Annotated in this window: 24 protein-coding genes and 1 other annotated feature; of the genes, 4 read left to right on the forward strand and 20 right to left on the reverse strand. The window is 35.9% G+C overall.

Going from position 1 to position 25,066, the window contains the following annotated elements; all coding sequences use genetic code 11:
- Nucleotides 1-140 precede the first annotated feature (140 nt).
- From PQQ29_RS11315 to PQQ29_RS11335, 5 genes are all read right to left on the reverse strand, one after another.
- Nucleotides 141-1,109 (reverse strand): ABC transporter ATP-binding protein, encoded by a 969-nt coding sequence (locus PQQ29_RS11315; protein WP_003763514.1) that lies wholly within the window; start codon nucleotides 1,107-1,109, stop codon nucleotides 141-143.
- Nucleotides 1,106-2,182 (reverse strand): ABC transporter ATP-binding protein, encoded by a 1,077-nt coding sequence (locus tag PQQ29_RS11320; RefSeq protein ID WP_003722316.1) that lies wholly within the window; start codon nucleotides 2,180-2,182, stop codon nucleotides 1,106-1,108. The genes PQQ29_RS11315 and PQQ29_RS11320 overlap by 4 nt, the downstream gene beginning before the upstream one ends.
- Nucleotides 2,183-2,199: 17 nt before the next feature.
- Nucleotides 2,200-3,234, reverse strand: a complete 1,035-nt coding sequence (opp3C, locus tag PQQ29_RS11325) for an oligopeptide ABC transporter permease (protein WP_003763518.1) — start codon at nucleotides 3,232-3,234, stop codon at nucleotides 2,200-2,202.
- Entirely contained in the window at nucleotides 3,234-4,163 is a 930-nt protein-coding gene (opp3b, locus tag PQQ29_RS11330) for an oligopeptide ABC transporter permease (RefSeq protein WP_003763520.1), read from the reverse strand. The genes opp3C and opp3b overlap by 1 nt, the downstream gene beginning before the upstream one ends.
- Before the next feature lie 277 nt (nucleotides 4,164-4,440).
- On the reverse strand, nucleotides 4,441-6,120 hold the full coding sequence (locus tag PQQ29_RS11335; RefSeq protein WP_003769807.1) for a peptide ABC transporter substrate-binding protein: 1,680 nt from the start codon (nucleotides 6,118-6,120) through the stop codon (nucleotides 4,441-4,443).
- A gap of 626 nt (nucleotides 6,121-6,746) precedes the next feature.
- On the opposite strand from PQQ29_RS11335, the gene PQQ29_RS11340 reads away from it, so the two are divergent.
- Entirely contained in the window at nucleotides 6,747-7,088 is a 342-nt protein-coding gene (locus PQQ29_RS11340; protein WP_045553605.1) for a DUF3899 domain-containing protein, read from the forward strand.
- Nucleotides 7,089-7,130: 42 nt separating this feature from the next.
- Nucleotides 7,131-7,361, forward strand: a binding site (T-box leader).
- Nucleotides 7,362-7,427: 66 nt separating this feature from the next.
- Nucleotides 7,428-8,423 (forward strand): tryptophan--tRNA ligase, encoded by a 996-nt coding sequence (gene trpS, locus PQQ29_RS11345; protein WP_031649509.1) that lies wholly within the window; start codon nucleotides 7,428-7,430, stop codon nucleotides 8,421-8,423.
- Nucleotides 8,424-8,472: 49 nt separating this feature from the next.
- On the opposite strand, the gene PQQ29_RS11350 is transcribed toward trpS, so the two are convergent.
- The 5 genes from PQQ29_RS11350 to PQQ29_RS11370 all read right to left on the reverse strand — a co-directional run bounded on the left by PQQ29_RS11350 (nucleotide 8,473) and on the right by PQQ29_RS11370 (nucleotide 13,070).
- Nucleotides 8,473-8,889: an organic hydroperoxide resistance protein gene (locus tag PQQ29_RS11350; RefSeq protein WP_010991118.1), complete on the reverse strand. Its 417-nt coding sequence runs from the start codon at nucleotides 8,887-8,889 to the stop codon at nucleotides 8,473-8,475.
- Nucleotides 8,873-9,325, reverse strand: a complete 453-nt coding sequence (locus tag PQQ29_RS11355) for a MarR family winged helix-turn-helix transcriptional regulator (protein WP_010991119.1) — start codon at nucleotides 9,323-9,325, stop codon at nucleotides 8,873-8,875. The genes PQQ29_RS11350 and PQQ29_RS11355 overlap by 17 nt, the downstream gene beginning before the upstream one ends.
- A gap of 119 nt (nucleotides 9,326-9,444) precedes the next feature.
- Nucleotides 9,445-10,686 (reverse strand): beta-ketoacyl-ACP synthase II, encoded by a 1,242-nt coding sequence (gene fabF, locus PQQ29_RS11360; RefSeq protein ID WP_003767983.1) that lies wholly within the window; start codon nucleotides 10,684-10,686, stop codon nucleotides 9,445-9,447.
- Between the two features lie 202 nt (nucleotides 10,687-10,888).
- The gene (gene fabH / locus PQQ29_RS11365) at nucleotides 10,889-11,827 is read right to left on the reverse strand and encodes a 3-oxoacyl-ACP synthase III FabH (protein WP_003769815.1); all 939 of its coding nucleotides are present in this window, start codon (nucleotides 11,825-11,827) and stop codon (nucleotides 10,889-10,891) included.
- Nucleotides 11,828-11,942: 115 nt separating this feature from the next.
- Nucleotides 11,943-13,070 carry a GW domain-containing glycosaminoglycan-binding protein gene (locus PQQ29_RS11370; RefSeq protein WP_010991120.1) on the reverse strand — a complete coding sequence of 376 codons (1,128 nt, stop codon included), beginning with the start codon at nucleotides 13,068-13,070 and terminating at the stop codon, nucleotides 11,943-11,945.
- Between the two features lie 322 nt (nucleotides 13,071-13,392).
- Here PQQ29_RS11370 and PQQ29_RS11375 point away from each other — a divergent pair, with 322 nt between their 5' ends.
- Nucleotides 13,393-13,581 (forward strand): YjzD family protein, encoded by a 189-nt coding sequence (locus PQQ29_RS11375; RefSeq protein ID WP_003763532.1) that lies wholly within the window; start codon nucleotides 13,393-13,395, stop codon nucleotides 13,579-13,581.
- A gap of 89 nt (nucleotides 13,582-13,670) precedes the next feature.
- Here the strand turns inward: PQQ29_RS11375 and gpmA are convergent, their stop codons facing one another.
- From gpmA to hemE, 8 genes are all read right to left on the reverse strand, one after another.
- Nucleotides 13,671-14,360 (reverse strand): 2,3-diphosphoglycerate-dependent phosphoglycerate mutase, encoded by a 690-nt coding sequence (gene gpmA / locus PQQ29_RS11380; protein WP_003763533.1) that lies wholly within the window; start codon nucleotides 14,358-14,360, stop codon nucleotides 13,671-13,673.
- Nucleotides 14,361-14,450: 90 nt separating this feature from the next.
- On the reverse strand, nucleotides 14,451-17,051 hold the full coding sequence (gene clpB, locus PQQ29_RS11385) for an ATP-dependent chaperone ClpB (RefSeq protein WP_070753809.1): 2,601 nt from the start codon (nucleotides 17,049-17,051) through the stop codon (nucleotides 14,451-14,453).
- 147 nt (nucleotides 17,052-17,198) lie between these two features.
- Nucleotides 17,199-17,876: a Bax inhibitor-1/YccA family protein gene (locus PQQ29_RS11390; protein WP_033837798.1), complete on the reverse strand. Its 678-nt coding sequence runs from the start codon at nucleotides 17,874-17,876 to the stop codon at nucleotides 17,199-17,201.
- Nucleotides 17,877-17,986: 110 nt separating this feature from the next.
- A complete protein-coding gene (locus PQQ29_RS11395; protein WP_187983884.1) occupies nucleotides 17,987-18,757 on the reverse strand; it encodes a Cof-type HAD-IIB family hydrolase in 771 nt (256 codons plus the stop codon).
- A gap of 63 nt (nucleotides 18,758-18,820) precedes the next feature.
- Nucleotides 18,821-19,606, reverse strand: a complete 786-nt coding sequence (locus tag PQQ29_RS11400) for a GNAT family N-acetyltransferase (RefSeq protein ID WP_003737284.1) — start codon at nucleotides 19,604-19,606, stop codon at nucleotides 18,821-18,823.
- A gap of 121 nt (nucleotides 19,607-19,727) precedes the next feature.
- On the reverse strand, nucleotides 19,728-20,072 hold the full coding sequence (locus tag PQQ29_RS11405; RefSeq protein ID WP_003769825.1) for a hypothetical protein: 345 nt from the start codon (nucleotides 20,070-20,072) through the stop codon (nucleotides 19,728-19,730).
- A gap of 153 nt (nucleotides 20,073-20,225) precedes the next feature.
- Entirely contained in the window at nucleotides 20,226-21,155 is a 930-nt protein-coding gene (hemH, locus tag PQQ29_RS11410) for a ferrochelatase (RefSeq protein ID WP_185325114.1), read from the reverse strand.
- 6 nt (nucleotides 21,156-21,161) lie between these two features.
- A complete protein-coding gene (hemE, locus tag PQQ29_RS11415) occupies nucleotides 21,162-22,214 on the reverse strand; it encodes a uroporphyrinogen decarboxylase (RefSeq protein WP_003769831.1) in 1,053 nt (350 codons plus the stop codon).
- A gap of 196 nt (nucleotides 22,215-22,410) precedes the next feature.
- Here hemE and PQQ29_RS11420 point away from each other — a divergent pair, with 196 nt between their 5' ends.
- Entirely contained in the window at nucleotides 22,411-22,914 is a 504-nt protein-coding gene (locus tag PQQ29_RS11420; RefSeq protein WP_010991125.1) for an antibiotic biosynthesis monooxygenase family protein, read from the forward strand.
- A gap of 38 nt (nucleotides 22,915-22,952) precedes the next feature.
- Here the strand turns inward: PQQ29_RS11420 and PQQ29_RS11425 are convergent, their stop codons facing one another.
- Together PQQ29_RS11425 and PQQ29_RS11430 are read right to left on the reverse strand one after the other, a co-directional pair.
- On the reverse strand, nucleotides 22,953-24,176 hold the full coding sequence (locus PQQ29_RS11425) for an ABC transporter permease (RefSeq protein WP_003769835.1): 1,224 nt from the start codon (nucleotides 24,174-24,176) through the stop codon (nucleotides 22,953-22,955).
- On the reverse strand, nucleotides 24,160-24,912 hold the full coding sequence (locus tag PQQ29_RS11430) for an ABC transporter ATP-binding protein (protein ID WP_003763559.1): 753 nt from the start codon (nucleotides 24,910-24,912) through the stop codon (nucleotides 24,160-24,162). The genes PQQ29_RS11425 and PQQ29_RS11430 overlap by 17 nt, the downstream gene beginning before the upstream one ends.
- Nucleotides 24,913-25,066 lie beyond the last annotated feature (154 nt).

Genomic DNA, 25,066 nt, shown 5'->3' on the forward strand with positions numbered 1-25,066 from the left:
TTATGTATATGATACCCCTACTATAACTTGTTTAAACTAAAATCACATGAAAAAAACAGCTTTTTTATGAGAATTTCATGAGAATTTTAATTTTGTAAAAAAACACCAATCAGATTTTACCCTGATTGATGTTTTTATTTTTACTTAACAGCAGCTTCAGCAGTTAGTTTAGCATGCTTTTCTTTATACATAACTTCTTCTTCTTCTGAACAATAAACAAAGTGTCCAGGAGCAATTTCGCGCATTTTAATTTCATCGCCATCTTTGTAATTATGAATAGTTGGATCATATGCTTTACGCACACGAGTACGTTCATAATTAGGATCTGGCAGTGGAATAGCGGATAGAAGTGACTCAGTATAAGGATGTAGCGGTGCATGATATAAATCATTTGCAGGCGCTAGCTCTACTAATTTACCGAAGTACATTACGCCAATACGATCACTAATGTATTTAACCATTGATAAATCGTGGGCAATGAATAGGTAAGTTAGATTTTTTTCTTTTTGTAATTGACGTAATAAGTTAACTACTTGTGCTTGGATAGATACATCCAGTGCAGAAATAGGCTCATCGGCAATAATAAATTCTGGTTGAACTGCAAGCGCACGAGCAATACCGATACGTTGACGTTGACCACCGGAAAATTCATGTGGGTAACGACCTGCATGTTCTTTGCTTAGTCCAACTGTTTCAAGTAGCTCATATACTTGTTGGTTCGTTTCTTCAGGTGTTTTAGCAAGGCCATGAATACGAATACCTTCAGCAATAATATCTTTAACTTTCATACGCGGATTTAAAGACGCATATGGATCTTGGAAAATCATTTGCATTTTACGACGGAATTCAAGCATTTCTTTACGGCTTTTACGTGCGTGCACATCTTTACCGTTATAAATAACTTCTCCACCAGTTGCATCATACAAACGAATAATTGTACGTCCAGTTGTAGATTTACCACAACCAGATTCACCTACTAAACCAAGTGTTTCACCTTTATAAATATCAAAAGAAATATCATCAACAGCACGTACTTCACTTGCAGTACCTTTGTTAAAGTATTGCTTTAGATTATGAATCTCTAATAATTTTTCTTTTTGTTCAGTCATTCTACTTCTACCCCTTTCGCATGGACAGCTTGCATGCCAGGATGAAGTTCCGCAAACTGTTCTTGGCGACGTAATACAGCATCAGGAGGCGTTACTTCAGGTGCATCAGGATGAAGCAACCATGTAGCCGCATAATGTGTATCAGACACCTTAAATAGTGGTGGCTCTTCTTCAAGGTCAATTTGCATTGCATATTTATTACGCGCAGCAAATGCGTCCCCTTTTGGAGGATGAAGTAAGTCTGGTGGCGTACCTGGAATAACAAATAATTCTTCATCATCTGTATCCAAAGTAGGCATAGAACTAATTAATCCCCATGTATAAGGATGTTGCGGATTATAGAAAATTTCATCGACTGTACCGATTTCTACAATCTTACCACCGTACATAACAGCAACACGGTCTGCAACATTCGCAACCACGCCAAGGTCATGGGTAATGAAGATAATCGATGTATCAATTTTTTTCTGTAAGTCTTTCATTAAATCCAAAATTTGCGCTTGGATTGTAACGTCTAATGCTGTTGTTGGTTCATCAGCAATTAGAATTTGCGGGTTACATGCAAGTGAAATCGCGATAACAACCCGTTGACGCATCCCACCAGAAAATTGGTGAGGATATTGTTTAATTCTTTCTTCTGCATTTGCAATACCAACTAATTGAAGTAAACGAAGAGCTGTTTTATGAGCTTCATGTTTACTAATTTTTTGGTGTTTAATAAGTGGTTCAGAAATTTGTTTTCCAATTGTCATCGTTGGATTCAAGGATGTCATTGGATCTTGGAAAATCATAGCTATATCTTTCCCACGAATTTTTTGCATTTGTTTTTCGTGAGCTTTAGCGATATCCATTCCGTTAAATAAAATTTGGCCACTTTTAATTTCTGAGTTACCTTCTGGAAGTAAACGCATAATCGATTTTGTCGTTACTGATTTACCAGAACCAGATTCGCCAACAATCGCTAAGGTTTCCCCTTTATATAAGTCAAAATTAACTCCACGAATCGCCTTAACTTCTCCGGCATATGTGTGGAATGAAATATTTAAATCTTTAACTTCTAATAGCTTTTCCATTTTTCCTCACCTCTCTTTTAATCGCGCATTTTAGGATCAAAGGCATCACGCAAGCCATCTGCAATTAAGTTAAATGCAATCATGATGATACAAAGTACAATACATGGATAAAGAATCATATACGGTAATACTTGTAATGTTTTATATCCATCATTTACCAAGACACCAAGAGATGCTGCTGGCGCTGGAAGACCTAACCCAATAAAGCTTAGGAAGGCTTCAAAGAAAATCGCACTAGGAATACTAAACATAATGTTAATGATAATAATCCCAGAAATATTTGGTATTAAGTGTTTTACAAGAATTTTCGGAGTAGATTCTCCTAGAGTCATGGAAGCCATAACAAATTCTTGGTTTTTAAGTTTTAAGACTTGTCCCCTGACTACCCGAGCCATCGTTATCCAACTGGTCATGGCAATTGCTATGATAATGGAAACAATCCCTGGATCAAGTATCAGCATCATTAAGATAACAACAACTAAGTTTGGAATTGCACCAATAACTTCTAGAATACGTTGCATAACGTTATCTACTCGACCACCAACATAACCGGAAATCAATCCGTAAGTTACACCAATGATTAAATCACATAGTGCTGCAACAACAGCAATAATAAGTGATACACGTGTACCAGCCCAAATACGAGCAAATTGGTCACGTCCGAGTGTATCACTACCTAACCAGTAGTAAGTACCCTCTTTAATGTTATTTTGTTTATAAATATCAACGTCTTCTCCACCAATAGACTGATGACCATTCCAAAATGGCATATTTTCAAATCCTTGAACTTTCGGTGGAAGACTTGCATTTTCAGTAATTTGTCTATTAATATCATTTTTTGGTCCTAGATTTTGTGATAAATAAGGTCCAACAATCGCCATGATAATAACAAGGGCTAATACAATAAGTGAAACTAAAGCCGCTTTATTTTTACGAATACGAAGCCAAGAATCTTGCATAAATGTTAAACTTGGACGATTAATTTTTTCCGCTTCTGCATCAAGGATGTGTGCTGGCTGGAATCTTTCTTTTGCAATTTTATGTTCTGCCATTATTTTCTACCTCCAGACACACGGATTCGTGGATCAATCAATCCGTAAAGAATATCTACTACCAAGATAACAAATACAAGCATAGCAGCAAATAATAATGTAGTTCCCATAATTACTGGATAGTCATTCATTTGAATAGAAGAAACGAACTGACTTCCGATACCTGGGATACTATAAATGTTTTCAATAACAAGGGAACCAGTCATCAGTGCAACCGATAATGGTCCTAAAACAGTAATTAAAGGAATAAGTGCATTACGAATCGCATGTTTTACTGCTACTTCAGTTCTGCTATTCCCTTTTGCTTTTGCAAGTAGAACATAATCAGATGCAAATACATCGATTAATTCTGTTCTCATAAAACGAGCTGCTGTTGCAAGCGGGAACATAGCAAGTGCGAACGCTGGCAAAATTGTATCTGCAAACGAACCCCATCCTGCCACTGGGAAAATTTGTAATTTAGCTCCTAACCAGTATTGCAACACAGTCGCAAATACAAATGATGGAACTGATTTACCTAGTATTGCTATAAATGTACTCGTATAATCCGGCCACCTATTTTGATACATGGCCGCTACGACCCCAAGTAAAATACCAAAGATAACACCAAAAACCATTGCCTCAAGTGCTAATTGGACAGATGGACCAATCAGTGCACCTAAAATCTCAGACACTGGTCTATTATCAAGTTGGAAGGAAACACCAAGATCTCCTTTTACCAAACCTGTCATATAATTTAAGTATTGGACTGGAATTGAATCATTTAGTCCATATTTTTCATTCATCATGTGAATTTGTTCGTCAGATAGTTTCTCCTGATTACGGTAAGGCGTACCAGGCAAGAATTTCATAAGAACAAACGTAACCGAAGCAATGATGAATAACGTTATAAGCATATATAATACTCTTTTTAACGTATATTTAACCATCTATCTCTACACCTCCCAGTTTTAATAAATATATAAAAAAGTTATTCCTAACCAAATTCGCAAGTTTAGTGAGCCTTTTTCTTCGTTTCTAAACTTTTATTGCAAAAGTGCAAATTAGTTAGGAAAAAAACTTCATTTTTCGAATGTTAGGTTCTAGATAAACTAGAAAAGGATACTTTAATTTTTTATTATAACACATCAAAATCATCAGCAAAAGGAGAGAGCATATCGAAATATACTCTCTCTTTCCGTCAAGCATTTCTTAAAGACTAATATTTTATTTAGTCAAGTATGTTTCTTTGTAAGTGTAGTCTGGACCAAATGGATTTTTTTGCAAGTTTTTAATGTAGTCTTTTTGTAGGTATGCAGTAGAACGTTGATAAAGTGGTTGAACAGCTACATCATCCGTAAGAAGGATTTTTTCTGCTTTAACCATTTCATCCCAACGTTTTTGTTCGTCAGCTGCATAAGTTACAGACGCATCATTTAAAATCTTGTCATAGTCTTTGTTAGAATAACTCATTCTGTTTTGTGCACCATCAGTTACGAATAGATCTAAGAAAGTGGATGGATCTTGATAGTCAGGACCCCAGCCGCTCATAGAGAAGTCGTAATCTTGGTTTTGGTCATTTTGTAAACGAACTTTAAATGGTACGTTTTTAAGTTTAACTGTAAGACCATCTAAGTTCTTTTGTAGTTGGTCTTGAATGAATTCAGAAGATTTTCTCGCATTTTCAGTATCATCACTTGTGAATTCAACTGTAATTTCGTTAACTCCTAATTCTTTCAAACCAGCTTTCCATGCTTTTTGTGCTTCTTTTACATCATATTCTAAATGTGCACCAGATTCTTTTGTATAATCTTCTTTGTTACCTGGATCAAAAGTGAATCCTTCTGGTACAAGATTGTTTGCAGGTTTAGATCCGTTTTTAAGAACTGTGTCAGTGTACGATTGTTTGTCAATCGCAAGTGCAATAGCTTTACGGATGTTTTTGTTAGCAAATACTGTGTCTTTGCCAGCACGTTTTTGGTTAAATTTAATGTAGAAAGTTGAAGAATCGTTCACTGTTACATAGTCTTTATTGTTTTTGTTTTGAGCTGCATAATCAGCACTTAATACTGTGCGATCAACTTTGTCAGTGTTGTATAAGTTAAGTCCAGTACCGGAGTCTTGAACAACTTGTACGTTGATTTGTTTCAACTTAACTTTATCTTTATCCCAATATTTATCATTTTTTACGTAAGTCCATTTTTTGTTTGTTCCAGTCCAATCTTTAAGTTGGAAAGGTCCGTTGAATAACATGTTATCACTATTTTGTGCATATTTTTCGCCTTTTTCCGTAACGAATTTTTCGTTAAGTGGGAAGAAAGTTGGGAATGCGAATAGTGAGTTAATGTAAGCAGTTGGTTTAGAAAGAGTAACTTCTAAAGTATAATCATCTACTGCTTTAATTCCTAATTCTTCAGGTTTTTTCTTGCCAGCTACGATATCGCCACCGTTTTTGATTGCATCAAATAGGTAAGAATATGTTGCTGCAGTGTTAGGGTCAACCGCACGACGCCATGAGTAAACATAGTCATTTGCAGTTACAGGATCTCCGTTAGACCATTTTGCATCTTCACGAAGTTTGATAGTATAAACTGTTTTGTCATCGCTAATTTTTGGCTCTTCAGCAGCACCGGCAATGGCAGGAATACCATCTTTGTTAAGCGCATATAGACCTTCGTTTGTTTGGTTTACAACGTTTAAACCAACTTGGTCATCCGCTTTTGTGCTGTCTGCAGAAGGAATTAATGCACTTTCTGTCAAGTTAAGTACTTGCTCTCCTGAAGCTTTTCCTGAGTTTGAGCCTTTTTTGTCGTCGGATTTGGAATCTGATCCGCCTCCACATGCTACCAAGACTAAGCTTAGTAATAGTGTTAATCCAAGTGTAAGAAATAATTTAGATTTTTTCACTAAGTAGACCTCCCTTTTTTATTTTTCTGAAAAATTGTTTCGATACCTATTATACTCTAAGAATTCTGGCTTTGTAAATTATTTTTACAAGATAAATGAAAACAAGGATGAAAGATACAAGTTATTAAAATATTAAGGCAAAATTGAAATTGCGCGAAAAATCTGAACAGAGATTGTTACGCTATCCATTATTTTGCAATAACTAGAATTAATTATGTATACTTTGCTAAACCTTTTGATTAAGTTTTCAGAAAACATAACCATTTAAATTGATAAATTTACAATCGACTTGGCCAGTTATGTATAAATCCAACGAAGCCATCTTTTTCTGTATAAGAAAAAATATCGAACCCCTTTAAAATTTTTTAAAGGATTATTATATTTATATACTTTTTTTGAGCTGTTGTCTAGATAAAAATATCAAAAATTTAATTAAATTTTGTAATAAATTCGAAAAACGTTGGTATAGTGGGATTTTTTTGTTAATAATATGTAAAGACAGTTTAGCGATTTTTTTGCAGAAAAGGTCTAATTTCTAACATTGCATGATAGCTTCCTTCTATCATATAGTGTTTCTGTTAGAATTGTGATAAAGTGAATTATGAATTTTAATTAGAGGTGAAGTTATGTTTTTACGAATTTCTATTTATACACTAATTCAAGAAGCTATTGTATTTGGAATCCTGCTTTTTGGAAAAAATGGTGTAAGTTTAAGCGGTTATATAGACGTCGCGTTTCTCGTCTCACTTATTACATTATTAATTGGTTTGCTAGTTTATATTATGAGGAGCGGTTTTTTAGACCGAGTTCATAACGGCTTCCGAAGTATTTCTCGTAAAATCAAACGTGAAGAAGAAAATGAGTTCTCGGATATGCTCCTTTCAGAACTTGTTGGGCTCCGATATGCTGGGATTTTAATTAGCGCACTGCTTGTTATGCTCTCCAGTATTCTCTGTATGTTTTTATGATTGACAAGCCGTTTTGTAAACTGATAAAATGAACTTAATATAACTGATGCGTTAATAAGAAGAATAGTACATTTTGTTGCTTTGTAATAGAGAGTCTGTGGTTGGTGAAAACAGATAAAGCGCAAAATCGAATGGACTTCTGAGGACTGTTTGTGAAAGAAAAGTAGCAAGCAGCGGCTAAAGACCGTTATCTTCTTTAATAGAGTTTTTCTATTACTAAGAGCCTTTAAGAGGTACTTAGGGTGGCACCGCGGATAACCGTTCGTCCCTAAACATTTATATGTTGGGATGGACGGTTTTTTATTTTCGCAATCAGTGAAAAAATTGGAGGAATACAAAATGAAAAAAGTAATATTTTCCGGCATTCAACCTAGTGGACAACTAACTTTAGGAAATTATATTGGCGCTTTAAAACAGTTTGGACAGTTTCAAGATGAATATGAATGTTTTTATTGTATCGTAGACGAACACGCTATTACGGTACCTCAAGATCGACTAAAACTACGCGAACAAACAAGAAGCCTTGCCGCTCTTTATTTAGCCGTTGGACTTGATCCTGAAAAAGCAACGTTATTTATTCAATCTGAGGTTGCAGCTCACGCACAAGCTGCTTGGATTTTACAATGTAACGTTTATATTGGCGAATTAGAACGTATGACACAGTTTAAAGATAAATCAGACGGTAAAGCTGGTGTGAGTGCTGGACTGTTAACTTACCCTCCATTAATGGCTGCGGATATTCTACTTTATCAAACAAACTTAGTACCTGTTGGTGAAGACCAAAAACAACATATTGAGTTAACTCGTGATTTAGCAGAAAGATTCAATAAAAAGCATGCTGATATTTTCACGATGCCTGAAGTATTTATCCCTAAACAAGGCGCTAGAGTTATGTCGCTTCAAGACCCAACGAAAAAAATGAGTAAATCTGATGCAAACTTAAAAAATGCGATTTTCTTATTAGATCCACCTGCTACAATCAGAAAAAAAATCAAAAGCGCTGTTACTGACTCTAGTGGTATCATTGAATATAACAAAGAAGAAAAACCTGGTGTCTCTAACTTACTAACGATCTATTCCGTTATCACAGGTGAAACAATCGCTAATATAGAAGAAAAATATGTTGGTAAAGGCTATGGTGACTTTAAAACAGATTTAGCAGAGTTAGTTGTTGCTGAACTTGAGCCAATCCAAGAACGATATTACGCTTACTTAGAATCTGAAGAACTGGATAATATTTTAGATGCAGGGGCAGAAAAAGCGGCTCGTGTTGCTAATAAAACATTGAAGAAAATGGAAAATGGTGTTGGACTAGGACGCAAACGCAGAAAATAAATAAAAGGCGAATACTTGGATAACCAAGTATTCGCCTTTTTACTATTAATTAACCTACTTTAATTTCCACATCAATGTTACCGCGAGTAGCTTTAGAGTAAGGACAAACTTCATGTGCTTTTTTAAGAAGTTCTTCTGTTTTTTCTTTATCTTGTCCTTCAATAGTTCCTTCTAATAATACTCCGATTTTGAAACCATTGTCTTCTGGGTCGCTATACAAGCTTACAGTCGCTGTTACAGTACTCTTAGCTTCAATTCCAGCTTTTCCAAGTACTAATTCTAATGCACTATTGAAACAAGCTCCATATCCTGCTGCAAATAATTGCTCAGGGTTTGTTCCACCGCCGCCGTCTCCACCAAGTTCTGTTGGTGCTGAGATTTCAAAATAAAATACGTTATCTGGAGAATGTACTTCACCGCTTCTTCCACCAGTGTTAATAACCGTTGTTTCATAAAGTTTTTTCATTTCCTATTCCTCCTAATTGATTAGTAAGTGCTTGTAATTTAGTAAGTAATTGTGTGTAATCTTGTTCCTCGAAACCTAGTAATTGAAGGCAAGTGTCCACGCTTTTTAACACAGCGGGTTGTATTTCTATTGCTTTTTCTGTTAGTTCAATATAGACACGGCGTTCATCTTCCGGATGACGACTCCGTGTTACATATCCCAAATTCTCCATTCGTTTTAACATTGGTGTTAATGTCCCGCTGTCTAAAGCTAATCTTTTTCCAAGATCAGTAACCGTTTGTTTTTCACCTTCCCATAAAACAAGTAACGTAATATATTGTGGATAGGTAAGTTGGAACGGATCTAGTGCTTCGCGGTAGAGTTTGGTAAATTGTTTGGATGCATTGTAAACAGAAAAACAAAGCTGTTCCTCTAATATACGCGTGTTCGTGTCCAACATGTTCTCCTCCTTTTAAGTTGTGTACAATTTAATTTTATACAACTTTATTAATTAAAGCTAGTTTTTTGCTCAAAAAAAGCCTTGATTCCATTTTAGGAAACAAGGCTTTAGTTATTTTAGTCTTCTATTCTTTTGAATACTAGTGTCGCATTGTGGCCACCGAAGCCAAAAGAGTTAGACATTACGACATTTACTTCTGCTTCACGAGCTTTGTTTGGAACATAGTCCAAGTCACAAACTTCATCTTGATTTTCCAAGTGGATTGTTGGCGCGATAATATTATCACGAATACTTAATAAAGCAAAAATAGCTTCAATACCACCTGATGCACCTAAAGTATGTCCTGTCATTGATTTGGTAGAGCTAATAGCCAATTTCTTCGCATGCTCACCGAACACAGTTTTAATCGCTTGTGTTTCGTATTCATCATTGTAAGGAGTACTTGTTCCGTGCGCGTTAATGTAGTCAACTTTGTCAGGAGTAAGTCCCGCATCGTCAATCGCCATTTTCATTGCACGTGCAGCGCCTTCACCATTTGGCGCTGGTGCAGTAATATGATATGCATCACCTGTTGCACCGTAACCAACAACTTCTGCATAAATTTTAGCACCACGAGCTTTTGCATGTTCATATTCTTCTAAAATTACAACCCCAGCACCTTCACCAATAATAAAACCATCACGGTCTTTATCAAATGGACGACATGCTGTTTCTGGGTCTGGGTTTAATGATAAAGCTTTATTTGCTGTAAATCCTGCTAGTGACATTTTTGTAATTGGCGCCTCTGCTCCACCAGTAATCATTGCATCTGCATCCCCGCGTTCGATAACTTTAAATGCGTCACCGATAGAGTTGGTTGCAGTCGCACATGCTGTTACTGTAGTAGAGTTAATTCCTTTTGCTCCAAAACGAATCGAAACTTGTCCTGAACCCATATCCGGAATCATCATTGGTACAAAGAACGGACTAACGCGACGATGTCCACGATTTAGGAAAACTTCATATTGCGTTTCGAATGTTTCCATTCCACCGATACCGGATCCAATCCATACACCAACACGAGTGGCATTGGAATCATCAATAATTAAGCCAGAATCTTGTACAGCCATTTCAGCACTTGCAATGGCATAGTGGGTGAAACGGTCCATTTTACGAGCTTCTTTTTTCTCTAAATATTTTTCTACATCAAAGTCTTTTAATTCTGCTGCAATTTTAACCGGAAAGTCATCCGGATTAAGTCTTGTCATTTCTGCAACACCATTGACACCTTTTTTTGCGTTTTCCCACGAAGTTTCTGCATCATTCCCAATTGGTGTAACTGCTCCAATACCAGTAACAACTACTCTTCTTCTATCCATTTACTCATCTCCTTATTTTGCAATTCATAAAAAACAACTTCTGTCTGTGCGACAGCAGCTAGTATAAAATTAAGGCTTTATTTAAAATAAAAATATTGCACAAACAAAATAAACCAAAAGCCTGCTCTATTATAACATAAATAAAGAAGAGTTGCCCTAACTAAAATAAACGTTAGGGCAACTTTCCTTTTGACGTATTTTTTTATTTACCCCAACGAATGATTAGGGCGCCCCATGTTAAGCCGCCACCAAAGCCGACAAGTAACACGTTATCATTATCTTTAATACGACCTTCTTCAACTGCATCCACTAAAGCAAGCGCAATAGAAGATGATGATGTATTTCCGTATTTATGAACTGTTTTCATTAGTTTTTCTTCTGGAAGATTTAAACGTTCACGAGAAGCTTCCATAATACGAATATTAGCTTGGTGCGGAATTAGTAAATCTAAGTCTTCTTTTTCAAGTCCAGCACTTTCTAGTACGCGTAATGAAGCCTCACCCATTTGACGAACTGCGAAACGGAACACTTCACGTCCGTTCATATAGATTTTTTTGTTTTCGTCTAAGTTCAAGTATTTACCTCCAGAACCGTCCGAACCCAAGTCAAAGGAAAGTAAACCGTGGTCATCTGATACAGGGCCCATAACAACTGCCCCTGCTCCATCACCAAATAATACTGCTGTTGCGCGGTCGTCCCAGTTAGTAATTTTAGATAATTTATCTGCACCAACTACAACAATATTTTTATACGCGCCAGTTTTAATGAATTGAGCTGCAGTAACAACCCCAAATGTGAATCCAGCACACGCTGCTTCAACATCCATTCCCGCAGCATTTTTTGCTCCTAAGCGATCTTGGATAATATTGGCAACGGATGGAAATGTTGCTTCTTGTGTCACAGTTGCAACGATAAACAAATCAATATCATCTGGAGTAAGACCAGCATTTTCAATTGCTACTTTTGCTGCTTCATATGCTAAATCATGTGTATACTCATCGTCACGAGCAATTCTTCTCTCTTCAATTCCAGTACGAGTACGAATCCACTCATCAGACGTTTCCATCATTTTTTCTAAATCAAAGTTTGTTAATATTTTTTCAGGTACGTATTTACCTACTCCTAAAATTCCTGCGTTCATGTGTTCTCCTCCATATCAAACTACATCAGGATAAAAGTTCTTCTCCTGGATATTTTTATGACCTGGTGCTAATTTTAACAGAGAAACTTCAATTACGCAATTGGATTGCTACTTTTTATTTTACTTCAAGTGCTTTATTTGGATTATTTTCAGCAAATCCACCAGCTTTAGACCAGCCAATTATTTTACCATCATCTGATTTGATACGGTACCAATACTCATTTTTCACATCTGCTCGGCGGTCAATATCTAGTTCTTGACCTAAATAATCATTTAAATCTGCTACGACTTTAGAATTATCTTCTACAGGGTATGCATAGATTTTTTGATCTGAGTCAGTTACATATTTATCTAGTTTCATATTTGTTTCATTTTTAGGGGTGTAAAAAATAGTCACTGTATTACTATTTATCCATCCAATTGATTTGCCTTGATCTTGAAGTTGATACCAAGTACCTTTTTCGGTAACTGCTTTTTGAGTTATTCGTAGCGTTTTACTTTGGTAATCTTTGGCACTTCCTACTTGTTCTGCGCCTTTTGTGTTATAAGGTTTTGTCCAAATAATTTCGTTAGCGGGTTTTGTTATTTCAGCATAAGCCAATTGGCTCTCTGATGAGGTTACTGTATCGTAAATTTGATCATAATCATCTAAATTATATGTTTCTATAGTAGAAATTAGTTTTTCTGCATAAGTCGGGTCAGTTGCATATCCAGCATCTTGAATCGCATGGGCTGCTTTTTTATAGTCTGTTTCTCCGATAACCGCAGAATATAAATCTGGATTTCCAGATACTCCATTAATAAAAAGTTGTGCATGATCGACTAATGATGATTTTTTATCAGGGTATTTTCTGAAATCAGCTTGTGTATGATAAGCTTTACCATTGCTAAATTCTTGTGTACCCATTGAAACTGAACTTCCTTCATAGCTGCCTTTAATTCCAAACAAGTTGTTAGCAGAAGTTGATAAGCCACTTTCACCCCAATTGGATTCTAAGATGGCTTGAGCTAAAGTAACACTCGTTAATATTTTTTCTTCTTTTTGTAAATCTTGTGCATCGCTAGCAATTGATTGTATAAATTGCTGTTGTGATAAAGTCATTCCTGCCTGACTCACTGCGGTTTGGCTTGCTTCTGCCGCTCCTACGTTAGCAAAAGGTAACAAGGTGGAACTTACGATAGCACTTGCTAGTAAAATCTGCGTGAATTTCTTTTTCATTATCAGTTGGCACTTCCTATCCAAATTAGTTAATTCCCCAATTTAAATGGCTCTGTCTCTGTTAACCTTCTTCATTCTAGCATTTTCATTCTGAGAACTTACTAACTTTTTGATGAAAGGTTTATCATAAAAGTTAGTAAATGGCTAGTTCAAAGGATTTGAGAGTACCTATTTACTTTTGACAATATTATGTCATTCCATTTAACCCTCTTTACACTACTATTCTCCGTTTGGTGAATTATTCCTCCCTGTTTTTCGATAATCGTATTTTCAAAAGATATATGATTGGATAATCAAGTTTTATGTGCTAAAATGTATAATGAAATAGATGAAATGGGGTGTAAGGATGCGTTACGTGGTGACTGTGTTTTGGGTATTCTTACTTTCTTTAATGGCTGAATTCGTTCTTTCTTCCATGTTATATGTATCATTTGATATGACGCGGGCTATTATTTTAACAGTAGGGTTATCCTTCTTCATTATTTTAATCACTTTCTTGATGCCTAAAGATAGCGAAGTTTATGACTTTAAGTAAACATCCAACTTTCTGATAGCGAGAACTCACTTTTCGAGTGCAGCTCAAAAAAAGAACCTCTTTCCACATGTTGGAAAGAGGTTCTTTTTTTATTTATCCAAGTAATATTTATTAACTGGTTTTAAATCATCGTTTAATTCATATACAAGCGGTACACCTGTTGGGATTTCAAGTTCCATAATTTCGTCATCACTAATACCTTCTAAGAATTTTACCAAGGCGCGTAAACTATTACCGTGAGCTGCAATAACTACACGACGTCCTGCTTTAATTTCTGGTGCAATTGTATCCATCCAGTAAGGAATAACTCGTTCTAAGGTTACTTTCAAGTTTTCACCCGATGGAATTGCATGGGTATCAAGAAGTTGATAACGGCGATCATTTTTCGCTTGTCTTTCGTCGTTTTCTTCTAATAATGGTGGAAGAGTATCGTAGCTTCTGCGCCATTTTTGTACTTGGTCTGCGCCGTATTTTTCAGCAGTTTCTTGTTTATTAAGTCCTTGAAGCGCTCCGTAATGTCGTTCGTTTAAACGCCATGATTTATGGACTGGAACCCACATTTGATCAGATTCTTCTAAAACATAATTAAGCGTTTTAATAGCTCTAGTTAAAACGGAAGTAAAAGCTACATCAAATTCCAAGCCAGCTTCTTTAATCCGTTTTCCTGCTGTCATTGCTTCTACAACGCCTTCTTCTGATAAGTCAACATCATGCCAACCAGTAAATAAATTCAATTTGTTCCATTCACTTTGACCATGACGAATTAATACTAATTTCATCTTCCTCATCCTTCCATTTTCGCTTATTTTCTAAACGACTAATCCAACAAAAGTTTTCCCTTTCGAGTCGTGAATCAAACATTTTCCATGTTATTCTGTGACTTTAAAAGTAAATTCTTTATCTTGTAAATCAATTTCAACGGAAGAATGCGGCATAATTTTACCAGATACAATTTCTCTTGCAAGAGGCGTTTCGACATGACGCACAATATATCGTTTCAGTGGACGCGCACCGTATACTGGGTCATAAGCTTCTTCTGCAATAAAGGCTTTTGCGTTATCTGAAATAGTAATCGTAATTTCTTGATCAGCAAGGCGAATTTGAAGTTCTTCTACTAATTTTTCCACAATGCCTTTAATATCAGCGAGTGTAAGTGGTTTAAATAGAATAATATCATCTACCCGGTTTAAGAATTCTGGTTTAAATTCACTTTGCAAAATTTGCATTACGTCTGATTCTAGTTCAGGCGAGATTTCACCTTCTTCGGTTCTTTCAAGTAATAAATTAGAGCCGATATTAGACGTCATAATGATTACGGTGTTTTTAAAGTCAATTAAGCGCCCTTGTGAATCCGTAATCCGACCATCGTCAAGTACTTGTAAAAGGATATTAAATACGTCTGGATGGGCTTTTTCGATTTCATCAAGTAAGACAATCGAATATGGGTTGCGTCTTACAGCTTCGGTAAGTTGTCCGCCTTCCTCATATCCAACATAACCTGGAGGAGCCCCGACAAGTCTTGATACGGAATGTTTCTCCATGTATTCAGACATATCAATTCGAATCATATGATCTTCAGAATCAAACATATTATAGGCTAATGCTTTGGCTAGTTCCGTTTTACCAACACCGGTTGGGCCTAAGAAAATAAAGGATCCGATTGGTCGTTTTGGATCTTTAATCCCCGCACGAGCACGTAATACTGCATCACTAACTAACTGAACCGCGTCGTCTTGACCAATTACTTTTTGATGAAGAACATCGGCTAATTTAAGCAGTTTTTCGCGTTCTCCTTCTACTAACTTAGTCACTGGTATTCCAGTCCATCGTCCAACAATTTCAGCGATTTCATTTTCTGTTACTTCTTCTTGTAAAATTCGATCTTCTTGGGCTGTTTTTTCGCGATTTTCCGTTTCTAATGCTAATAATTCTTTTTCTACTGCTGGAATTTTACCGTGGCGAAGTTCAGCAGCTTTATTTAAATCGTAGTTGTTCTCTGCTTCTTCTAATTCATGACGCAGATGATCGATTTGTTCGCGAACTTCACGAATTTTACTGATTTCGCTTTTTTCGGATTCCCATTTAGACTTCATTTTATTTGCTTCTTCTTTATAGTCAGCTAGTTCCCGCTGTAACATCTCTAAGCGCCGTTCACTTGCTGGATCTTTTTCTTCTTTTAGTGCAGCTTCTTCAATTTCTAGCTGCATGACTTTTCTTGTTACTTCATCAAGTTCACTTGGCATCGAGTCAATTTCGACACGAATAGTTGCACACGCTTCATCTACTAAATCAATTGCTTTATCCGGTAAAAAACGATCCGTAATGTAACGATTAGAAAGGCTAGCTGCGGCAACTAAGGCATTATCATGAATATTTACGCCATGATGGATTTCAAAACGTTCTTTTAAACCACGTAAAATGGAAACTGTATCTTCCACTGTTGGCTCTGGAACAAGTACTTTTTGGAAACGTCTTTCTAGTGCAGCATCTTTTTCGATATATTGGCGGTATTCGTCCAAAGTTGTTGCGCCGATACAGTGAAGTTCACCTCTTGCAAGCATAGGTTTTAACATGTTTCCAGCATCCATAGCTCCATCTGTTTTACCTGCGCCGACAATTGTATGAATTTCATCTATAAAGAGCAAAATTTGTCCATCGCTTTGTTTTACCTCTTGAAGTACTGCTTTTAAACGTTCTTCAAATTCACCGCGATACTTAGCTCCAGCAATAAGGGAACCAATATCAAGGGAGATAATAGTTTTATCTTTCAGTCCTTCTGGAACGTCTTTTCTGACAATACGTTGTGCTAAGCCTTCAACAATTGCTGTTTTACCAACACCTGGCTCACCAATTAGAACTGGATTATTTTTTGTTTTTCTTGATAAAATTCGAATGACATTACGAATTTCTGCGTCGCGTCCAATCACTGGATCAAGTTTCCCGCTTCTTACTTCCGCGACTAAATCTCGTCCATATTTTGTTAAAGCTTCATAGTTTTCCTCTGCATTTTGAGAAGTCACTTTTTTCCCTCCTCTGATTTTTAAAATTGCTTCGTTAATTTGTTTTTTAGATTTATTTTGCTTTTTTAATTCGGCTGTGATGGGATTTGACTTTTGGTCCATTACAGCTAAGATAAGATGTTCTGTCGATACAAAATCATCGTCTAATTGTTTCTGTTCTTTTTCTGCATCTCTCATTAGTTGGAAAAGTGCTTGACTCATTGCTTGGCCATAGTTCACTCCGCTTCCTGAAACAACAGGAATTTTTCTTAAAGATTCGTCTACTACTTTTTGAAGTGCCTCAACATTAACTTCTGCTACATCATATACGCGTTTTGCAAAGTCACTCTCCGTTAATAACACTTTAAAAACATGTATAACGTCAATTTCTTGATGTTCTGATGCAATAGCTAGATTTTGTGCGTCCGCAATTGTTTGCTGGACTTGTTGGGTAAATTTTTGTAAATCCATTTTTTGTCCTCCTTATAAAAGATAAGTCTGACCTTTTTTGACCTTAACTTTATTATAGTTTTTTATCTTGCTTTTGTCTAACAAAAACCATCTTTTTTTATAGAAAAAGACCTACCAATTTTTAGGTTGGCAGATCTTCAGAATTTCTTAATCACGACCTGTAAATAGGCGGAGTAAGAACATGAATAAGTTAAGGAAATCAAGGTATAAATTTAGCGCAAGCATTGGCACATCTGCAAGTTCCACATCGCGCTTCATAATTTGGTTAAAATCATACAAAATGTATAATGAGAAAATAATTGTCCCACCTGCTGAAATAATAGTTGTCAGCATAGAACCTAGTGGTAAAAATACTCCAGCAAAACTAAAGATGATAAGAATAATAATCGCAGCGAATAATGCGCTACTTAAGAAAGATAAGTCTTTTTTCATTTTTGCGCCAATAAAAGCTAGTGTTGTGAATGTAATGGTTGCTGTAACAAATGCCATCAGAACGGCGGCACCTTGTCCTGCACCAAAATAATATGTCAAAGTTGGTCCAAGCGTTAAGCCTGTGACAAACGCAAATGCTAGTACTACTGGGTACCCTACCACTTTATTAATTGTTTTACTTCGACGCACTACCATTGCTGTGATAAGTAACGCGACTTCTAACACGACAAGAGGCAAATAAAGTTCTGGACTTAATTTACTCCCAATCGCAGCACCGATAGATGCAAGTAGCAAAGAAAATACAAACCAATTAAGTATTTTTTGCATAATAATTTGTTTATTTGTTCTTTTCTCTGTGTTTACTCGCTCGGATGTTGGATTGATTTCGTTCATGAACATTTCTCCTCTTCAATTGATTAGTTTTATTATATCAAAAGAATTATTACAATTCTATCGGTCTTGCGTTGGAATTTCACAAAAAAAGAAGCGCACGAGGCACTTCTTTAAATTAAATCAAATTGTTTTAAGCCAAGCATTATTCCGTCACTATTATTATCTTTTGTAACGAATGATGCTTTTTCTTTTAATAATGGTACGGCGTTTTCCATTGCAATCGCATAATCCACAGCGCCAAACATCTCTAAGTCGTTCATGCCATCTCCAAAAGCATAGGTTGGAACATCTTGATAGCCCATAACTTCAAGTAGTTTCGAAATACCGACAGCTTTAGATCCGCCATTTCTTAAGACGTCATTACTAAATGGTGTATTGCGAACGAATTGTAATTCTGGAAAACGTTCTGGAAAATAGTCATCACCTGACTCGAGTAAAAGAAGCGCCATATTGATAGTTTCTTCTTTATACATATTCGGTCTTACTTCTGGCATTGGCTCGCCTAAAAAATCATAATGCGCTTTTACAACTGGTGTACTTGCAGTTGCGCCAATTCTTTTATCATTATAATAGCAAACCTCTACATTTTGTGATTTAGCTTCTTCCGTCAAACGATCAAGCAAATCAGCATCAATCACATCTTCGTACACTTTTTCTCCTTCAAAAATAGCCATTTGTCCGTTCATCATTACTGCGGATTCAATGCCGGTAATTTTCATTTGATGACTGATTTCTATAAGGGTCCGACCAGTAGCAATAACAGGAATAATATTATTTTCTCGAAGTTTATCAAGTGCTTGAAGCGAGGTATCAAGTACTTTAGATTCACTATTTAATAGTGTTCCATCCATATCAAAAAAACAAATTCCACGTGGTTTCACATTATTCATCCTTTACTAACATAATATATCCATCATACCAATCTTACGGATGCAAAGTAAAGGTTATTTATACATAACAAAATCTCCTGTGTGCTCAAAACCAAGGCGGTGATATATTTCACCAGCAACTGGGTTATCATAAAATAAACATGGTTTCTTTCCTTCTGCTAATACATCGCAACATAATTTTTTTAGAAGCGTACTTGCAAAACCGCGTTGTCGATATCCATCACTTGTCGCTACACCTGTAATCATTGCTGAAAAGGAATTTTCTGCCGATGTTTCTGCTACGGCAACTACTTCTTGGTCTTGTTCAATATAATAAATTCGTTTAACGCCTTTTTCAATTTGGCGAATAATTAATTCTTCATTTTCATCGCGTGAACCAAATTCTTTAATGTGTTTGCGCATTTTAATAATTGGAGCTACGTCTTCTGCTACTGCCGTTCTTACAATAACGTCTTGATTTACAGAAATACGATTTACATGTTCGCATTCGCAAAAATAAGTGTCTTGTCTTTTTTCGGCAAGCTCTGGTAAAAATGGTTCTAGTTCCTTTGTGACACGAGAAATACCGCTAACTTCATATGTATCATGCTTAGCAATAATTTCTGAGAAAGCTTTTGCATCAAAATTAGCGTCTTTTGAATAGGGTAAGAAAAACGTATCGAATCGAAGTAACAATGCATGTAATTTACCTGATGAATCGAATTCGCCCCAAAGATCTTGCACATCACTCTCGTAACCAAAATTTTCGATATCCCCAATAATAAATAAATTGAGGGTTGCTTCGGGTTTTAAAAGTGCCATTACTTCTTCATTATCAGATACAGTTAGTTTTCTAATCATGTGTCACACTCCTATTTTGAAAATTGTCTTCATTTTACGTGAGTTAGTGAGGTTCGTCAAGCCCTGAATCTTGCTATTTTACGGCATATAAAAAAGCTCGGGATTATTAGTCCCAAGCTTTTTATGATTCGTAATGAATTTCGCCAATTTTTAACATTAAGCTGATAGCATTGAATTTTTCGTCTCCAAGATGCATTTTGTTTGTATCTTGAAAAGTGATAGGTGCTGCTGTAATAGCTTCTTTTGGTTGTTCAAAGAATTTTTCGTCTAATGTCAAACTTTCTGTAATTTGTGTTATGTATTTTTGGAATTTATTTTCGTTTCTCATTTTCCCAATCATTAATGCTTTCAAAGTGTTTTGGGAAATCCCGACTGCAAGCGCGAATGTTCTATGAGTATATCCATTTATTTTCATATAAAGTGACAAATTAGTGGCAATTCTTTGTTTTTCTGCCTTGTTTTTCATTTGGGTGAACCTCCTGTCTTTCTATAGTTATCATTATGCCCGGCAAAGATGAGAATCTGATTAAAACTTCATAGTATTTAGCTAAAAATATTGAAAACGTTTTCTTTCTTTTATAAAAAAGTGCCGGAATAACGAATATCCCGGCGCATTTTTTTATTTTGTGTATGCATCCCAAACGACCGTTCTTAAAACTTCTAAAAATTCAGGGTCAGCATTTGGCATTGGAGGTCGGTGGTAAGCTGCACCAACTTCATCTGTTACTACTTTACATTCATAATCATTATCATAAAGTACTTCTAAATGTTCTGCGACAAAACCAACTGGCGTATAAATAAAATGTTTGTATTTTTCTCGGCCATGAAGTTCTCTTGTTAAATCTTGTACATCAGGTCCAAGCCAAGGTTCCCCGGTTTTCCCTTCACTTTGCCAACCTAGCGCATAATGAGGTACTGCTACTTTATCAAAAATTAAATCCGCTGTTTCTTGAAGTTGGTCTGGATACGGATCGTTATGTTGTTTAATTTTCTCTGGTAAACTGTGTGCGGAAACAATTAACACAGTGTCTATTAATTCCTCTGCTGGAATTTGTTTAGCTGTTTCATTAATTCTATCAGCCCACATTTGAATGAATTTTGGTTGTTTATACCAATCATTAATTGCTTGAATATGAATACCGCCCAATTTATCAGCAGCATCTTTCGCTCTTTTGTTATATGCTTCTACACTAAAACTGGAATAATGAGGCGCTAAAACGATGGAAATAGCTTCTTCTATACCATCTTTATGCATTGCTTCAACCGCGTCCTCAATGAATGGTTCGATATGTTTTAAACCGATATACGCTTTAAATTCTACTTCATCTTGCGCGTCGTTTAATGCTTTTTCTAGTCCATAGGCTTGTGCTTCGGTGATTTTCGCGAGTGGTGACAGGCCTCCGATAGCGTGGTATCTTCCGCGTAAATCTGCAATCATTTCTTCACTTGGCTTATGTCCGTGACGAATATCTGTGTAGTAACGTTCAATATCTTCGTCTTTATACGGAGTCCCGTATGCCATTACAAGTAAACCTACTTTTTTAGTCATTTTTCATCATCCTTTTTTTAATAGAATTTCGCTTCTTTCGTGGATGTACTTAGTTAATTTTTTTAGCATTTCTGGTGGTACTTCTGGAAAAACACCGTGTCCTAAGTTGAAAATGTATCCTGGTTCTAGTATACCTTCTTGCAAAATTCGTTCCGTTTCTGCGATACATTTTTCTGGTGCAAGAAGTGTGGATGGGTCTAAATTTCCTTGAATTGCTTTTGTTGGTACTTTTTGTCTAGCAGTTGTAATCGTTTCACGCCAATCTACACCGACTACATCTAGTGGCATTGTTTCCCACTCTGCTAAAAGATGACTCGCCCCAACCGCTTGCATAATAATCGGTGTTGTTGGATGAACAGCTTTCACTTCTTTAACAATCATTTCAATAACAGGTCGGATGTACTGCGCATAATCCGCACGGCTAAGTGCTCCTACCCAAGAATCAAACAATTGAACAGCAGAAGCCCCGGCGTTAATTTGCGCTATTAAATAATTCGCAGTCATCCGTCCAAGTTTTTCCATTAAAATTGCCCAAACTTCTGGTTCACGGTACATAAAACTTTTTGTTTGGTGATAATTTTTCGATGGACCACCTTCTATCATATAACTTGCAAGCGTGAAAGGTGCTCCAGCAAATCCAATTAAAGGTACATCTAACATATCATCAGCTAGTAATTTTATCGTATCAAGCACATAAGGCACTTCAATTTCCGGTTTAAAAATCGTCAGTTTCTCGACATCTTGGAAAGTTCTAATTGGATTATGTATGACTGGACCAATGCCTGACTTAATCTCTACGTCTACTCCCATCCCCGGAAGTGGTGTCATAATATCTTTATATAAAATTGCTGCATCGACTCCGTATTGATCTACTGGTAATTTAGTAACATAAGCACATATTTCTGGTTGATGAGTAATTTCAAATAGCGAATATTTTTCTTTTAATTTACGATATTCTGGTTGAGATCTCCCTGCTTGTCTCATGTACCAAACCGGAATTCGGTCCACTTGTTCTTTTCGCGCTGCTTTTAAAAATAAATCGTTCGTTATTTTTGTCATTGAGTCGCTTCCCTTCTTTGTTCATTTACACACAATAGGCAACAGAACAATAAATAACTTCTCCAGATAAAAGGATACTAGAAATCTTGTATAAAACCAAACAAATTGCCTATCTACTGTTTCAATTATGAAAAACGTGGAAAACAAAGGTGTAATCATTTATCTTAATTGAATAAAACTGAAAGAAGGACTTATCATGAAAAAAGTATTTATCACAACTGGAACAGAACATTATCTTCGTCAACTAATGGAAAACTATATTGGCGAGAATGTGACACTTCTGCAAAACTTTTCGCAATCTCTTTTGTATCAAGAGTCAACTGGAGAAAAACTTTTCCAAGAAGGTAAAGAGTATCGAGTTTTACAAAGTAGTGGTTCTTTAAAAGGTTTTGGAATTGTTGTGTTTGAATATATTCAACTTCGCGATGAAGAGATTCCGATTTTCTTACAAATGTATCAACATGCTAGCTTACATTTTAGTGAAACACCTGGGTTACAAAGCACAAAACTTACCAAAGCGATGAATACAAATCAGTTTTTAATTGTTTCTTTTTGGGATTCCGAAGTTTTCTTTCAAGAATGGAAAAAAACTCCTTTACACAAAGAAATTACAAGCATCATGAAAAAAAATAATACGCAAGTTGGTTTCTCACATGAAGATATTTATCATTATCCAGAATTCTCACATGATGCTAAATAGGAAAAAGCGATTTGGACCAAAAATCCAAATCGCTTTTTTTATTCGTACATTTTTTTCATTCTGATTGGAGCATAAAGGAAAGTAAAAATCGCTACAAAAGCTAAATTTATTCCTAATATCACCATCCCGCCGATTGTTCCATTTTGGGCAATTCCAATAAGGCTAAAGAGTATTGCTTGGCCAAGTAGTAAAATTCGTAAAAAGTGAATAAAACTACGGTGGCGATAAGCATCATCAATCGGATAAAGACGTAACATAATTTGTGCATCATAATGTTTTAGCATCGGGATAAATTGAAAGCCAGTTAAATATAAGAATAACAATGAAAAAATAATATTCAAATAAAATCCTTGCACAAAAACGAGCAGAATAACAGCAATTACAGTGAGCCTAACGTAAAGTCCGATGTATTCATTCGTTCTTACAAAAGTGCGGCTAAACAAATAAGCAAACGTTTTTCTTTTCGCATAAGGAATTGGCTGATATAAGAAATCAAGATAGTTCCGTCTACGAACCGTCCCTCGTAAGTGTGGTACATCCGTAAATAAATTAACCAAACGATAGAAACGATTCATTCGCGCTTCTTCTTTATCTACTAAATATTCCCATCTAAGCGTCACTTTAGAAGTTTTCTTCTTAATCCAGTAATAACTCGCTAAAATTACAACTAGAACAAGCGGAATCGAAATAAAAGGCGCAGAAATTAACGAAATATAAATTAAAATAGCATTTACAATAACGCGAACAAACATCCATGTTGTATCAGCATCTTCCAATTTCATACTTTCAAAGCCAAAATAAATATTCCAAGCTTTAAGTAAAGCAAGCACGATAAATAATGTAAAGAACTGGCTATAAGGTATTCCTGTCACTTCTACATACATAGGCATACAAATACCGAGAACGATTACGAATACATACAATTGCATAAAGAAACTGGCTATTTTTGCTTGAGAAAAATATGCATCCATTGCTTTTTCTTGAACGATTAAGTAAACTACGTCCGGTTTTTGTAGTAGCGTTGCGACTGGGCTAATTGCAATAGAAGCTGTAAGTAAAATAACCATCAGCGGAATAACTGGGAAACTAGGCTCAAGCGTTTTCACCCAACCTGCGTAATAAAAAATACCGGCACCGAGCCCAATGATAAGAACAAACAGCAGATGATCATTAAACATATAACGGAGATAGCGCATTACTTCTGTAGTATAAGCGCTAAAACGTTCCTTCCAGAGCGCTTTACTGTCAAATATCATCTTCATCAGCTTCCTCTTCCTTTGTCAACTGGATGTAAATTTCATCAAGTGAAGCTCCTGGCATTTCAAAGTTCGTTTGTAAATCTTTCAAAGTACCTTCTGCACGAATTTCACCTTGATGAATAATGATAAAAGTATCGCAATATTTTTCAGCTGTCGCCAAAATATGCGTTGACATTAAAATACTTGCTCCCTCACTTCGCATTTCATCCATCCAATTAAGTAGTGACTGGATTCCAAGTGGATCAAGCCCAACAAAAGGTTCGTCAATAATATATAATTTAGGCTCAATTAAAAAAGCCGACATAATCATTACTTTCTGTTTCATCCCTTTAGAAAAATGCGCTGGAAACCAATTCAATTTTTTCTCTAAGCGAAATTCTTTTAAAAGTGGGGGCATTCTTTCTTGTAATTCTTCTTGTGAAAGACCATAAGCCATTCCGGTTAATTCTAGATGTTCTTTTAATGTTAATTCTTCATATAATACCGGGGTTTCTGGGATATAAGAAAATTGCTTTCTATATGTTTCTGTATCTTCCACTAATTGGTGACCGTTGATTTTAATTGTCCCTTGTTTTGGATGCATTAAGCCAGTTATGTGTTTAATGGTTGTACTTTTTCCTGCTCCGTTTAGGCCGATTAATCCAACAATTTGTTTTTCTTCAATCGCAAATGAAATATCTTTTAGGACTGGTCGCTTTGTATACCCGCCCGTCAGGTGTTCTACTTCTACTAAAGCCATTTCCATACCTCCTTACGTATCTTTAGTTAATAATAGCATATTCATACCTTGAACTGTCAAAATAATCCATTGTCCACTATCTCATACATGCTTTTGACTCGTTTTTATGTTAAATTAAAGTAGTACATAATTAATATGTTGTGAAAGGTGGTCA

The sequence above is a fragment of the Listeria innocua genome, from assembly GCF_028596125.1.
Classification (GTDB): Bacteria; Bacillota; Bacilli; order Lactobacillales; family Listeriaceae; genus Listeria; species Listeria innocua.